This window comes from Kibdelosporangium banguiense (assembly GCF_017876405.1).
GTDB lineage: Bacteria > Actinomycetota > Actinomycetes > Mycobacteriales > Pseudonocardiaceae > Kibdelosporangium > Kibdelosporangium banguiense.
Genome location: NZ_JAGINW010000001.1, coordinates 12495966 through 12510004, shown reverse-complemented (window position 1 = coordinate 12510004; position 14039 = coordinate 12495966). Strand labels below are relative to the sequence as shown.

Genomic DNA, 14039 nt, shown 5'->3' with positions numbered 1-14039 from the left:
GACCGTAGCCCGCTTCGACCAGGAGATCAAACACCTGTTCGAGGGACACGCCGGGCAGATCTCGATTTTTGTCGGTGGTTGGTGGTACACATTCGCACGGACGTTCGATCGAACCGGTGTTCGATCTTCAGCCCTCGCGAGGAGGATACGGCATGGCGGCTCCGGTACGTACGAAGATCGACCTGTCGCAGTTGGATGCCAGGCCAGTGCTCCGGCTGGTTCCGCCGCTGCCCGAGATCGAAGAGGCCCCTGCACGGCGCCCCGCGCCCCGCCGTGCACCCCGTCATCGCGCGCGGGCCCGGGTCGCCACATGCACCCCGGTCATTCGCCGTCGCCGCCGTGTCGCGGCGTCCGTTCTGATTGGACTCGTCGTGTTCCTGGGTGTTCTCGGTGTCGGCATGCTCGCTGATGCCTTCGTCGGCGACGCGGTCCCGGACCGTACGGCCGTTGTGTGGGTGGAGCCCGGCGAGACGTTGTGGGACGTGGCTGAGCGCTCGGCCCCCGGCTATGACCCAGGCGCGGTCGTCCAGCGGATCCATGAACTCAACGAGATCGCGGGCAACGGTGTGCTCGCCGGACAGGCCCTCCAGGTCCCCTTCGCCCCCTGACCCGGGCCCGCCCGCGAACTGACAAAAATACCCATGTCCCCGACGGGGGCTGTACGTCCAGGTGCCTTCAGCGCTCGCGCTGAGGGCACTTAGCATGTGCGGGCTGTTGGCGGCTCGTTCATCCCGTGTTCCCTCGAACGGCTGATTGCGTTGTGCGGTCCGGTCCGGATCTACACGCGGTGTGGTGCTCGCCACTCCGCGTCCACGACCGGGGGAGACACGCCGGAACAACCGGGGTGTCGAGTTGCGTCGAATAGGCCTCGGGCATACTGTCACCCCAACATCTAGTAGTTACACCGCTGTATTTAGTCCACAGGTTGGGGCTGGAGCCGGACGAGTTGTCCACGTTCCATCCACAAGTCGATCACCAGCCAGGCTGTTGCGGTGACGCACGGGTGTTGATGGATGACTGTCAGTGAGACCGAGGGGTGCAAGCCATGAGATGCCCGTTCTGCCGGCACTCCGACTCCCGCGTGGTCGACTCGCGCGAAGTCGACGAGGGGCAGGTCATCCGGCGCAGGCGGTCTTGCTCCAACTGCGGGCGCAGGTTCACCACCGTCGAGGAGGCGGTGCTGGCGGTGGTCAAGCGCTCCGGCGTGACGGAACCCTTCAGCCGCGACAAGGTCGTCCGCGGTGTGCAGCGTGCCTGCCAGGGCCGTCCGGTCGACGAGGACCAGCTGCAGCAGCTGGCCCACCGCGTCGAGGAGTCGATCCGGTCCACCGGCTGTGCCGAGATTCCGAGCCACGAGGTGGGGCTGGCCATCCTCGGCCCGTTGCGTGAGCTCGACGGGGTCGCGTACCTGCGGTTCGCCAGCGTCTACCGGTCCTTCACCTCGGTGGAGGACTTCGAGAAGGAGATCGCCGGCCTGAAGGCGGCGATGGCTGAGCGGGCGGAGGGCCAGGAGTGACCCGCCGGACCCGCCAGAGAACGACAAAGAACACGCTCGGACCGGATCGGACGGGTACCCCGGCCGTGGCCGCGCCAGTTATCGCGAGTGTTGAGGGAGAGGGACTGGTCATGACGGAGACGGTGGGTGCACCCGCTGGGGGCGATCAGCAGGTGAGCGGCCTGCGGATGGAGCGGGTGTACACGACTGAGGGCGTGCACCCCTACGACGCGGTCACGTGGGAGAAGCGCGACGTCGTGATGACGAACTGGCGCGACGGGTCGGTGAACTTCGAGCAGCGCGGCGTCGAGTTCCCCGACTTCTGGTCGGTCAACGCGGTCAACATCGTGACGAGCAAGTACTTCCGCGGCGCGGTCGGCTCCCAGGTGCGGGAGAGCAGCCTGCGTCAGCTGATCGACCGCGTGGTCAAGAAGTACGTGGCGGCCGGTGTCGAGCACAGCTACTTCGCCTCGCCCGCCGACGCGGAGATCTTCGAGCACGAGCTCACCTACATGCTGTTGCACCAGGTGTTCAGCTTCAACTCGCCGGTCTGGTTCAACGTCGGCACCGCCTCCCCGCAGCAGGTCAGTGCCTGCTTCATCCTCGCCGTGGACGACACGATGGAGTCGATCCTCAACTGGTACAAGGAAGAGGGCCTGATCTTCAAGGGCGGTTCGGGCGCGGGCCTGAACCTCTCGCGGATCCGTTCCTCCAAGGAGCTGCTGTCCTCCGGCGGCACCGCGTCCGGCCCGGTGTCGTTCATGCGCGGCGCCGACGCGTCCGCCGGGACCATCAAGTCCGGTGGCGCGACCCGTCGTGCGGCCAAGATGGTCGTGCTCGACGTGGACCACCCGGACGTCGAGGAGTTCATCGAGACCAAGGCCAAGGAAGAGCGCAAGATCCGCGTTCTGCGGGACGCCGGTTTCGACATGGACCTTGGCGGCAAGGACATCACCTCCGTCCAGTACCAGAACGCCAACAACTCGATCCGCGTGTCGGACGAGTTCATGCACGCGGTGGAGAACGACGCCAAGTTCGGGCTGCGTTCGCGTGGCACCAACGAGGTTCTCGACGAGGTCGACGCGAAGAAGCTGTTCCGCAAGCTGGCGCAGGCCGCTTGGGAGTGCGCGGACCCGGGCATCCAGTACGACAGCACGATCAACGACTGGCACACCTGCCCCGAGTCGGGCCGGATCACCGCTTCGAACCCGTGCAGCGAGTACATGCACCTGGACAACTCCAGCTGCAACCTCGCGTCGCTGAACCTGATGAAGTTCCTGCGCACCGACGGCACGTTCGACGCGCAGACGTTCGTCAAGGCTGTCGAGTTCGTCATCACCGCGATGGACATCTCGATCTGCTTCGCCGACTTCCCGACGCAGCCGATCGCCGAGACCACGCGTAAGTTCCGTCAGCTGGGCATCGGCTACGCCAACCTGGGCGCGCTGCTCATGGCGACCGGCCACGCGTACGACTCCGAAGGCGGCCGCTCGCTCGCCGCGGCGATCACCTCGCTGATGAACGGCGTTGCCTACCGTCGTTCCGCCGAGCTCGCCGGTGTCGTTGGCCCGTACGAGGGCTACGCCCGCAACGCCGAGCCGCACATCCGCGTGATCCGTAAGCACGCTGCGGCCAACGACCTGATCCGCACGCTTGCCGCGGACGACACCGCGATCCAGCGCATCGCCGGCGAGGAATGGCGGCGCGGCCTGGACATCGGCGTGCGCGACGGCTGGCGTAACGCGCAGGCCTCCGTGCTGGCCCCGACCGGCACCATCGGCCTGATGATGGACTGCGACACCACCGGCATCGAGCCGGACCTGGCACTGGTGAAGTTCAAGAAGCTGGTCGGCGGCGGCTCGATGCAGATCGTCAACCAGACCGTGCCGCGTGCGCTGAAGTCCTTGGGCTACCAGGACGAGCAGGTCGAGGCGATTGTGGAGTTCATCGCCGAGCACGGTCACGTCATCGACGCGCCGGGCCTGCGCCGCGAGCACTACGAGGTCTTCGACTGCGCCATGGGCGAGCGCTCGATCGCGCCGATGGGCCACGTCCGGATGATGGCCGCGGTGCAGCCGTTCATCTCCGGCGCGATCTCCAAGACGGTGAACATGCCGGAGTCGGCGACCGTCGAGGACGTCGAGGAGATCTACTTCCAGGGCTGGAAGCTGGGCCTCAAGGCGCTCGCGATCTATCGCGACAACTGCAAGGTCGGCCAGCCGCTCTCGGCCGGCAAGTCTGCCCGCGCCGACAAGGAGAAGGAAACCGTCGTCGAGTACCGGCCGGTGCGCAAGCGCCTGCCCAAGAAGCGCCCGTCCCAGACGGTGTCCTTCACAGTCGGCGGCGCCGAGGGCTACCTGCACGCGGGCTCGTACCCCGACGACGGCCTCGGCGAGATCTTCGTCAAGCTGGGCAAGCAGGGCTCGACCCTGGCCGGTGTGATGGACGCCTTCTCGATGTCCATCTCGGTCGGTCTGCAGTACGGGATCCCGCTGGAGTTCTACGTTTCGAAGTTCCAGAACCTGCGCTTCGAACCGGCTGGGATGACCGACGACCCGGACGTCCGGATCGCCACCAGCGTCCTGGACTACCTGTTCCGCAGGCTGGCGCTGGACTACCTGCCCTACGAGAAGCGCGCCCAGCTCGGCATCTTCACCGCCGATGAGCGCTCCGCCCAGGTCACCGCCGACTACGGCTCGCCCGAGGACTCCACTGTGGACCTCGAAGGCATGCGCTCCACAGTGGAATCCGGAAAACCGGCGGCCAAGCCGGAGATCGAGAAGGCCCACAGCTCCACCGAGCTCATCGAACTCCAGCTCGGCACAGTCGCCGACGCCCCCCTCTGCATGACCTGCGGCACCAAGATGCGTCCCGCCGGCTCCTGCTACGTCTGCGAAGGCTGCGGCTCAACCTCCGGCTGCAGCTGATCCTGTTGCCAAGCGGGGTGCCGGCCACTGGCCGGCACCCCGCTTGGCTTTCGTGCCTGGCTGGTTTAGTGCTTACACCTGGGCGGCGAAGGCGTCGTACGAGCGCTGGTCGAACAGGACGAGCCGCACCAGGGTGATGTCCGGGGGTTTCGTTGCCGTGCCGGCAGGGTTCAGGCGATTCGCCGGACTGTCGGCTACTACTCGATCGAACGATCCGCGCCGGATCGGCAGAATCGTCGGCGGCTCCCGGGAATTCGCCGAGCAGCAGGGATATCCCTGGCCGCCCTGAGCCGATAGGCTCATCGGTGATGTCACTTCGATCGGCATATGAATCGCTTGATGGTTTGTCTGTGGGGGACGCGCTGGGGGCGCAGTTCTTCATGGTTGGTCGCTCCCTGCCGGATCTTCGGGCCGGCAATCCGCCCGCCGGGCCATGGGAGTGGACGGATGACACTGAAATGGCCTGCAATCTGATCACCGAACTGCGTGATCATGGCGCGGTCGACCAGGATCGGCTCGCAGCGACCTTCGCGGACCGCTGCGAGCCCTACCGCGGATATGGTGCGGGTGCGTTCTTCATTCTGCACAAGGTCCGTGACGGAATACCTTGGCAAGTAGCCGCTGGCGCGGTTTTCAACGGCCAAGGCTCGTGCGGGAACGGTGCTGCGATGCGCATCGCCCCGCTGGGTGCGTACTTCGCTGACGACATGGCCAAAGTCGTCGAGCAGGCGACACTCTCCGCTGAGGTCACCCATCAGCATCCTGAGGGAATCGTTGGTGCGGTGGCGGTTGCCAAGGCCGCCGCCGTCGCGAGCCGCCGAAACCGGCCGTCAGCAAGGGATTTTCTTGACGAAGTGCTGGACGGACTGGCGAAAGGGTACACGTCCAAGGGGATTCGCCGGGCCCTTACCTTGCTTGGCCGGTCTGTCGCCGAGGCGGCTTACGAACTCGGCAACGGTTCCCGTGTGACTGCCCAGGACACAGTTCCGTTCACGTTGTGGGTGGCGGCGACATACCTGGACGACTATCCATCGGCGATTACAAGCTGTATCGAAGCCGGTGGCGATATCGACACGACGGGTGCGATCGCCGGCGGCATTGTCGCTGCCCATACCGGGATCGACGGCGTACCGAAACAGTGGCTCGCTGCGCGCGAACCGTTGCCGGACTGGGCGTTGTAACCATCCCGTCGTGCTTATTGGACCGGGCCATGTCATTCGGAGCAGCGAAGTGGGACTGGATGGCCGACGTCCCGGCAAGCTGGTGTGCGGTCTGATATGCGTGAGATATGAGGGGGATGGGCGGATGAACTCTGCGGTCTCCCGGTTGCTCACGAGAGCGGCCGGAATCATGATTGTTTCCGGGGTTGTGCTGACGGCAGCGGTGGTGCCCGCGGCGGCCACGGGGTATTCCACGATCGCCAGCGGTTCCTGGGCGTACGTCGACTCGGCGGCGCCACGGACGAGTTTTGTTAATCCCCAGGGGAATGCGCCTGTGGGCGCACAGGTCTTCGCCAGCGGGACTGTGCACAAGTTCAAGTCGTACGTCACCTTCGATCTGGCGTCGTTGCGCGGGACACGGGTGGTCTCGGCGACTTTGTTCACCAACGAAGTGACGGTGGCGGACTGCTCGACTGAGCTCGCCACCCAGGCTTGGTTGACAGCGTCCAAGCGCACGCCGACCTGGGCGGCACAGCCCGCTGAGGAACTGCGCCTCCCAGGTCCTGGGCAGGGCGGGCCGTGCCCAGCGCCACGGGTCGAGTGGGACGCCTCCGGCGCGTTGAGGAAAGCGTTGCAGGAAGGACGTTCCAGCGTCACGTTCGCGTTCCGGCTGCCCGATGCGCAGCAGTCCGATCCGCGCTTCGGGCGGACCTACAACCCGCAGGCACACTTGACCATCGAGGCCAACCGCGCTCCAGGAAAGCCGACCGCGTTGAAGGCGGGCAACGTCGACTGCGGGCAACGCAAGGTCGTCGGTCCCGGCGGTACCCAACTGTCAGCCGTCGCGACCGACCAGGACGACTCGTGGCTCACGTACGAGTTCGCCTATTGGCCCACGCGGCACCCTGACCGGCGGGTCACCCTGCAGTCGCAAGGGTCGAGCGGCTACCGCGCGGAAAGGTCGGTGCAGCAGTCCGATCTGGCCGACGCCACCGATTACGCATGGCAGGTACGGGCCAAGGACAATCTTGACACCGGTCCGTGGAGCGAGGTCTGCAGGTTCAGCACCGACTTCATCGCGCCGGACAAGGCGCCCGAAGTGTCGTCGAAGGACTACACCGCGGACGCGCCTCCGGGGAGCGGCGGTACCGGTGTCCCAGGTGAGTTCACCTTCAAAGCCAATGGTGTCGACGATGTTGCCGGCTTCTACTACGGCGAGTTCGAGGCGTACATCTTCGTGCCCGCGGATCGCCGGACTCGTTCGGCCACCATCGTGCACACTCCCATGCGTTCGGGGCCGCTCTCCATGGCTGTCCGGAGCGTCGATGCCGCGGGCAACCAGTCCCCGACGACCCAGTACCGGTTCTGGGTCGCCAGCAACCAGCCTCGAGTCACGTGCACGCCGGAAACGGGTTACCTGGGTACGCCCAGGGATTGCACGTTCAGCTCACCCTCGCCGGTTTCCGCGTACGTCTACAGCTTCAACGACGGGCCGGCGATCGAGGTCCCGGCAGGTCCGGACGGCACCGCGCACGCCACGGTCGTCCCGGCCGCTGCCGGGCGGTTCAACGTCGTCACGGTGAGCGCCAAGCTGGGCAACGGGAACTTCACAGAGTCGAACGCGCACTACCTGAACGTCGACGAAGGCACACCGATGGTGGAGGTACTGACCGCCGCACCCATTGTCGGCAAGCCTTTGCAGGTCAAGCTGACGTCGGTGCTGCCCGGCTCGACGAGCTTCACCTACACCTGGTCGGATGACGCACCGGTCACAGTTCCCGTCGGAGCCGACGGGACCGCCGTGATCACCCTGATCTCGGAGTCCCCGTACACCAAACAGCTGGCTGTCCACACCACCAGTGGGGAAATCGAGTCCGGGACGGCGTACGAGTACATCTTCATAGCGACCAACGCGCCGGAGATCAACAGTACGGACTACCCGCGCTACGGCTACTCCGGTGAGGTCGGGCTGCCGGGCAGGTTCACGTTCACCGCTGCCGTACCGGAAACGGTCAGCTTCACGTACACGTTCCGCGGCGGTGCACCGGTCACGGTGCCGGCCGGCCCGGATGGAACGGCCACTGTCGAGCTCGTCCCGCTGACGCAGTACGGAAACGACATAAGAGCGACTGGCACGCTGGCTGACGGAACGATCACGCAACCAGCCTTGTACACGTTCTACGCGCACCCGAAGGAACCGAGACTGTCCTGCAACGCCAACCGGCCCTCGCCAGGTGAGCGGTTCCAGTGCACGTTCACACCGGTCCAGTCGAATGTCGTGGCCTATGTGTACAAGTGGGGCCAGGATCCTGAAGTCACCGTGCCCGCGGCGGCCGACGGCACCGCCACGGTCAACCTGGTCGCCCCGGGCCCTGGCGACGTTCAGGTCCCGTTCACGATCTGGAGCGTGAACAATCTCGGGTACCGTTCCGAGGCACTCAGCACCGGGATCACCACCGGCCCGGCCGGCGGCGGGAAAGCCAAGTAGGACGCCCCGGCACCGTTCTGTCCTCTTCGGTCGCCGCGGCCCATGATCAGCGGTTCAATGGGATCATGGGAACTCTCGACGGCAAGGCTGTGGTGATCACGGGGGCAGGACGGGGCCTGGGCAGGGCCTATGCCGTCCACGCCGCGGATGCTGGGGCATCAGTGCTGGTCAACGACGTTGACGGGGAGCTGGCGGACGAGGTCGCGGCGGGTATCCGGGCCGCGGGTGGCCGCGCGGTGGCCAATGGGGACAGTGTGGCCGAGCTGGGGCGGGCGGCCAAGTTGATGGAGCAGTGCGTCGCGGAGTTCGGCAAACTCGACGGGCTGGTGAACAACGCGGGCCTGCGGTACGACGCGATGCCCTGGGAGGACGATCCCGAGCAGATCCGGGCGTTGATCGAAGTCAACGTGCTGGGGGCGTTGTACTGCGGGACGGCTGCCGCGGCCGTCATGCGGGAGCAGGGCGGCGGGGTGATCGTCAATGCCGCGTCGTTTTCTTTTCTCGGCCAGAGTGGGGCCGGGACTTACGCGGCTTCCAAGGGTGCTGTTGTGTCCATGAGCATTTCCTGGGCGGTCGACCTGGCGAAGTTCGGTATCCGGGTCAACGCGGTGTGTCCATTGGCCTGGACGCGGATGTCGGAGGCGGACTATCGGACACGCAGTAAACCGGAAGACACGCCTGATCGGGTGGCGCCGCTGATTACGTACTTGCTCGGTGACCGTTCTTCTGCGGTCACCGGTCAGGTGATCAGGTTTACCGGCGATATTTTGCATGTGGTTCGGCAGCCAGCAAGAAAGGAGCCGGTTTTCACGGGTGAACCGTGGGATGACGACGATTTTGAGAAGGCTTTCGGGGAATTCGACCTGGAGATCTTCCCGGCTGAGCGGTGGAAACTGTAAGGAGACCCGGGGGAGTAACCATCCCCCGGGACTCAGTGTGCCGCCATTTGGCGTCGCCAGTACGTTTAACGAGTACCGATCAGTCTCAAAGCGCCGTGTCTTTCGATTAGACGACCGGCCCCTGGTTGGTGGACCGGGCGGGAGTTGAACCCGCATACCGGCAGCGCCTGCCCATACCCCTTTGACCTGGCGATCGACGGCGAATACTGAAACTTGAGCGATAGTCTGAGGTTCCTCGCGGGTCCCTGGCTGCCTCTGCCATTTGGGCTACCCGCCCTGGAAGATGTGGACGGGGCAGGATTTGAACCTGCACTGTGACCGGAGTCCCTGGTCAAACTGACTTTCAGTTTCAGCTTGCGCTCATGCGCACGGCCATCGTAGCGCAAGGCCGGCCGGTCAGGCGAACAGATAACCGAAGATCTTCTCGCCGGCCTTCTGCTGGGTGATCTCGGCGTTGTTGGCCTCTTCGCGGGCGAACTTCACGGCCTGTTGCAGTTTTTCGACCCGTTCGACCAGCTCGTTGATGCGCTTGGCGGGCAATGCGCCGGAGAACTTGACGGTCTTCCAGTAACCGACGGTCACGTCCTCGTAGTAGACCTCGACCTGGGCCGGGTGCTTTTCGGTCGCCTCGGCCTTGACGTGGTTACGCGGAATCTTCTTCGTACGCACGGTCTGGACCGGGTCGGTCGCCCAGCAGTCGGCGGACGCGTCGTAGTTCCAGGATTCCGCCGCGTCCAGGACCGGCAGTTTGCGCACGAATGTCAGCAGGTCGGCCAGCTGCTTTTCCAGGAACAGCAGATAGCTCACCGGAACGCCTTCGAGCAGGGTGGTGCCGTCCACCTTGACATCGGCCTTCGCGACGCAGTTCGCCCAGTCCTTCGTGGCGGTCACGTCGAACAGCTTGGTCAGGATGGCCGCGGTCTGGCGAATGGTCTCCTCGCCCTTGACCTGGACCTTGGTCGATTCCGGCGGTAACTGCTCGCCTTCCTCGTCCTTCGGCCGATAGGTCCGGGAAATACCGGAGAGCAGGCTGGACTTCTGCAATGCGTGGTGCGCCTCGGTCAGTTCCTGGAAGGAACGGCTCTTGATGCCCTTTTCGACCGCGACGATCTGGTTGAGACGAGTCATGAAGCGATAACCTTGTTTCTGAGGAAGCTTGAAGTTGACCGAATCCTAGCAACGTGGGACAACCAGTTTTGCCGACGATGGAGGATGGAGATCAGATGGGTTTTCCGCCAGCCGCCTACCAGCCGAGGCCGGGCAGCGTCATCGACGTCGACCGTGGCTTCTACGACCGGCTAGCCACCGGCGAACGGGAACTGCTCGACGAGTTCGTGGTCCCGATCCGGTCAGGACGCGCCTGGGAGGTTCCGGCTGGGCACCTGTGCCGGTTGATCACCACGCCGGAAGGCCCGCAGGTCGGCGACCTGAACGTCTGGAACAGGCACAACCCCCGCGAGCGGATGTGGGCGGCGCGGACCAGGCAGATCCAGAGCGCGCACGTCACGCGGTACGACAGGCTCTGGTCGACGTTGCCCTATCTGCGCCCAATGCTCACCATCACCAACGACACGCTCGAGTCATACGGCGTGGACGCGGACGGCGGCCGGGTGCACGACCTGCTCGGATCGCGCTGTGATCCGTACGTCAACCGCATTCTGAGCGACGAGGATTTCGATTTCCACTGCCATTCCAACTTGGTGCGCGCGGTGTTGCCGTACGGGCTCACCGAGTTCGACGTGCACGACGTGCTGAATGTCTTCCAGCTCACCGGGTTGAACGACGAGGACAAGTACTTCATGAAGGCGTCCCCGGCCAGGCCCGGCGACTTCTTCGAGTTCTTCGCCGAGATCGACCTGCTGGTCGCACTGTCCACCTGCCCGGCAGGCGATCTTTCGATCCCGTTGTGGGGCCCGGACGCGCGTGATCCGCTCGAGGTGTGCCGCCCGATCGCCGTCGAGATCCACCGGCCTGCGGACGGCCTCCTCGACGGCTGGCAGTCGCCGGAGAGCCCGCCCTACCGTGGTCTGCACGGGATCGCACTGCCCTAAAGCAGGCCGTGATCACGTGCGTAGATCGCTGCCTGGGTACGGTCGCGCAGATCGAGCCGGTTGAGAATCCTGGACACGTGGTTCTTCACGGTGCCGACGCTGAGGTAGAGGCGGCCGGCGATCTCGCGGTTGGTCGCCCCGGCGGCGACCAACCGCAGGACATCGATCTCCCGGCTGGTCAGGTCGAGGTCCTCGGGCACGGCGGGCCGCGCCAACGCGGTAGTCAGCCGCGCGAGTGCAGCGGGGTCGAACTGGGCGACGCCCGCGTGTGCCAGCTTGACGGCCGCCGCGAGCTCGTGCGAAGGCAAGTCCTTCAACAGGTATCCGGCCGCGCCCGCACGCAGGGCTTGCACGACGTATTCCTCGTCGTCGAACGTTGTGAGCATGACAACCTTGGTATCGGGGGATTTCTGGCGCAGCAGCGCGACAGCCTCGACACCGTCCATTTCGGGCATCCGGACGTCCATCAGCACCACGTCCGGTTCGAGCGCAAGCGTTTTCTCGATCGCGTCCCGGCCGTTCACTGCCGTTGCGACGACCTCGACGCCGTCCTGGATGTCCAAAAGGGACGCGATGCCCTCCCGGATCAGCCGCTGATCGTCGACGACAAGCACCTTCATGACGCCGCCTGCCGAGGGATGGTCACGGTCAGGCGCGTGCCCGCGCCGGGTTCGCTGGCGATTTCCACGCGACCACCGGCTAGGCCGACGCGTTCACGCATGCCGAGCAGCCCGAATCCTTCCGGGCACGCGAAACCGCGGCCATCGTCGTCCACGGTCAGCCGCGCGCGGGATCCGGTGAGGTCGATCGACACTGAGATCCGGCTGGCGTCCGCGTGCCGCCGCGAGTTGGTGATGCCTTCCTGTGCGGCACGGAACAGGGCCGTAAGCGTTTGCGCGGGGTATTCGGTCTCGTCGCCGATGACCTCCAGCGCGATGTCGGGCTGGCCGGTGACGAGATCGGCGAGCGAGCCGGACAGGTCGAACCGCGTCCGGAGCGTCTGCACCGACTGCCGGACGTCGTCGAGCGCCCGTTTCGCCGACGCGCGGGCATCCTCGATGGCCTGGTCGGCTTTGGCGGAGTCCAACGACCGGAACGCCGTGGCTTTCTCCAGCTGGATCACGATCGTCGTGAGGTGATGGCCGAGCCCGTCGTGGATGTCGCGAGCCAGCCGGTTGCGCTCAGCTGCCGCGGACAGTTCTGCGACCTTGTGCCGCAATCGCCGTTCGTCGGCAGCGACGGCCGCCATTGTGATTGTCAGGAGCAAGCCGACGGTGAACATCACCAGGTCGGACACCTGCTCAAGATCGGCGTACCAACCAGGTGTGGTCGCGACAGCGAGCGCGATGCACGCTATCCCGAGCGCGATGCTGGTCAGCCGGCCGAAGGCGAAATATGCCGTGAACGGCACCAGCACGAACAGAATCCGTGCGAGACCGGACTCGTCGACCATCGAGATCGCCAGGATCAGCCCGATCCGCAGAACCAGGGTCAGGATCGGATTCAGCCGATGCTCCACGAAGTCGACCACGTACAACGCGGCCAGAATCGCGAGCAACGGCAACGGCGGCGTGTGACTGAGCCCGGCGACGTCGGCGTACACCCCGGCGACCAACACCGCGCCGTACAACACGAGCGAGACCCACGGTGCTGGCCGCGAGGAGGACATGCGGCTAAGGCTAGAGCGGGTGGCCGCCCGGATCGAGAGGCCAAAGGGCACGTGCCGAGTGGCCTAGATCCGGCAGCTTGAGGTCCTTGGCACGGTGTGGCTGGGCGAGGGAGCGGTGCCACGCTCGACCCAGCCGACCATCGCGTCGAACGCCGAGCGGAAGCACGGCAGCATCGGCCGGACCGGACCGGTTGCCAGGGCTTCGATGTGGTTGCCGCCCTCGATCCGGTAGTAACGATGTTTCCCGGTGGTCATCCGGGCGTACACATCGGAGCTCCGGCTGATCGGGACAAGCGCGTCAAGGGTGCCGTGCACGGTGATATGCGGCCGTTTGATCTTTCCGGTGAGCGAGATCCGGCTGACTGTGTCGCGGACTTCGCGCGGCCGGGACGCGTAGTCGTAGTCCGTGTCGCAGCCCGGACCTGTGCCTTCGGGACAGAACGGCGTGCCTGCCTCGGTGGCGCCGTCGTAGCCGGGGTCGATCTCCTCGCGGAGGATGCGTTGCAGGATGTCCCACTGGTTGCGGTAGTGGAAGGCCCACAACGGTTCTGACTCGGCTGGATAACCCGCGGCGATCATCTCGTCCCGCGCGCCTCGCGGGTATGCGCGCAGCGCGGGCGGAAGCGTGGCGAGCAGGCCGGGGGAGTCGGGTGTGAAAAGCAGGCCGTTCCAGTCGACGCCTCCGTCATAGAGCCACGGGAATCGTTCGAGCTGCCAGCGCACCAGATAGCCGCCCGCCGACGTCCCGGCGACGTACGTGTGCCTCGGCGGACGGCCGTAATGCTTGGCTGCGACGACTTTCGTGGCGATCGTGAGCTGAGCCATGCGGCTATGCCATTCCAGGATGCCGTCGCCAGGCCGGGCACCGTCCCGATAGGCGAAGGGCCCGGTGTTGCCCTTGTCGGTGGCAGCGAAGGCGAATCCTTGGGACAAGACATAGTCGCCGATGATCCGGTCGTTGGCGTACTGCTCGCGGACACCGGGCGGCCCGGCGACCACCAAGCCGCCGTTCCACTTGCGGGGCAACCTGATCACGAACTGGCTATCGTGGTTCCAGCCGTGTGTCGGGTTGGTCGTCGACGTGTCCGGGAAGTAGCCGTCCAGCTGAACGCCCGGCACACCAGAGGGATTCACGGTTCCCGGCGGCTCAAGCCCGGCCCAGTCGGCAGGATCGGTATGGCCGGACGTGACTGTGCCGGCGGTCGTCAGATCATCGAGACAGGCGCCGACGACACGTTCGGCGCCCGGCACCGCGACGCTGCAGTGCGATTGAGGCGATGTCGGGACAATCATGGTCAGCGACATCAGAACAGGGAGGACAATCATGACGGGGACGTTAGAAACCGCGTG

Annotated in this window: 12 protein-coding genes; 7 read left to right on the top strand and 5 right to left on the bottom strand. The window is 65.5% G+C overall.

Annotated features, from left to right (window positions below; all coding sequences use genetic code 11):
• Positions 1-152: 152 nt before the first annotated feature.
• From JOF56_RS59315 to JOF56_RS56005, 3 genes are all read left to right on the top strand, one after another.
• On the top strand, positions 153-608 hold the full coding sequence (locus JOF56_RS59315) for a LysM peptidoglycan-binding domain-containing protein (RefSeq protein WP_245378814.1): 456 nt from the start codon (positions 153-155) through the stop codon (positions 606-608).
• A 437-nt stretch (positions 609-1045) separates the two neighbouring features.
• The gene (nrdR, locus tag JOF56_RS56010; protein ID WP_209647648.1) at positions 1046-1516 is read left to right on the top strand and encodes a transcriptional regulator NrdR; all 471 of its coding nucleotides are present in this window, start codon (positions 1046-1048) and stop codon (positions 1514-1516) included.
• A gap of 110 nt (positions 1517-1626) precedes the next feature.
• Entirely contained in the window at positions 1627-4422 is a 2796-nt protein-coding gene (locus JOF56_RS56005) for a vitamin B12-dependent ribonucleotide reductase (protein ID WP_209647647.1), read from the top strand.
• Positions 4423-4494: 72 nt separating this feature from the next.
• Here the strand turns inward: JOF56_RS56005 and JOF56_RS56000 are convergent, their stop codons facing one another.
• The gene (locus JOF56_RS56000) at positions 4495-4725 is read right to left on the bottom strand and encodes a hypothetical protein (protein WP_209647646.1); all 231 of its coding nucleotides are present in this window, start codon (positions 4723-4725) and stop codon (positions 4495-4497) included.
• A 5-nt stretch (positions 4726-4730) separates the two neighbouring features.
• On the opposite strand from JOF56_RS56000, the gene JOF56_RS55995 reads away from it, so the two are divergent.
• The 3 genes from JOF56_RS55995 to JOF56_RS55985 all read left to right on the top strand — a co-directional run bounded on the left by JOF56_RS55995 (position 4731) and on the right by JOF56_RS55985 (position 8969).
• On the top strand, positions 4731-5603 hold the full coding sequence (locus JOF56_RS55995) for an ADP-ribosylglycohydrolase family protein (RefSeq protein ID WP_209647645.1): 873 nt from the start codon (positions 4731-4733) through the stop codon (positions 5601-5603).
• 124 nt (positions 5604-5727) lie between these two features.
• The gene (locus JOF56_RS55990; RefSeq protein WP_209647644.1) at positions 5728-8070 is read left to right on the top strand and encodes a DNRLRE domain-containing protein; all 2343 of its coding nucleotides are present in this window, start codon (positions 5728-5730) and stop codon (positions 8068-8070) included.
• A 65-nt stretch (positions 8071-8135) separates the two neighbouring features.
• Positions 8136-8969: an SDR family NAD(P)-dependent oxidoreductase gene (locus JOF56_RS55985; protein ID WP_209647643.1), complete on the top strand. Its 834-nt coding sequence runs from the start codon at positions 8136-8138 to the stop codon at positions 8967-8969.
• 396 nt (positions 8970-9365) lie between these two features.
• Here JOF56_RS55985 and JOF56_RS55980 read toward each other — a convergent pair whose 3' ends face one another.
• Positions 9366-10097, bottom strand: a complete 732-nt coding sequence (locus JOF56_RS55980) for a DUF7873 family protein (protein WP_209647642.1) — start codon at positions 10095-10097, stop codon at positions 9366-9368.
• A gap of 95 nt (positions 10098-10192) precedes the next feature.
• Here JOF56_RS55980 and JOF56_RS55975 point away from each other — a divergent pair, with 95 nt between their 5' ends.
• On the top strand, positions 10193-11020 hold the full coding sequence (locus tag JOF56_RS55975) for an urea carboxylase-associated family protein (protein WP_209647641.1): 828 nt from the start codon (positions 10193-10195) through the stop codon (positions 11018-11020).
• Here JOF56_RS55975 and JOF56_RS55970 read toward each other — a convergent pair.
• The 3 genes from JOF56_RS55970 to JOF56_RS55960 all read right to left on the bottom strand — a co-directional run bounded on the left by JOF56_RS55970 (position 11017) and on the right by JOF56_RS55960 (position 14015).
• On the bottom strand, positions 11017-11640 hold the full coding sequence (locus JOF56_RS55970; protein WP_209647640.1) for a response regulator: 624 nt from the start codon (positions 11638-11640) through the stop codon (positions 11017-11019). The genes JOF56_RS55975 and JOF56_RS55970 overlap by 4 nt on opposite strands.
• Positions 11637-12689: a sensor histidine kinase gene (locus tag JOF56_RS55965; RefSeq protein WP_209647639.1), complete on the bottom strand. Its 1053-nt coding sequence runs from the start codon at positions 12687-12689 to the stop codon at positions 11637-11639. The genes JOF56_RS55970 and JOF56_RS55965 overlap by 4 nt, the downstream gene beginning before the upstream one ends.
• Positions 12690-12752: 63 nt before the next feature.
• Complete coding sequence (locus tag JOF56_RS55960; RefSeq protein ID WP_209647638.1) at positions 12753-14015, bottom strand: tannase/feruloyl esterase family alpha/beta hydrolase; 1263 nt, start codon at positions 14013-14015, stop codon at positions 12753-12755.
• Between the last annotated feature and the right edge of the window lie 24 nt (positions 14016-14039).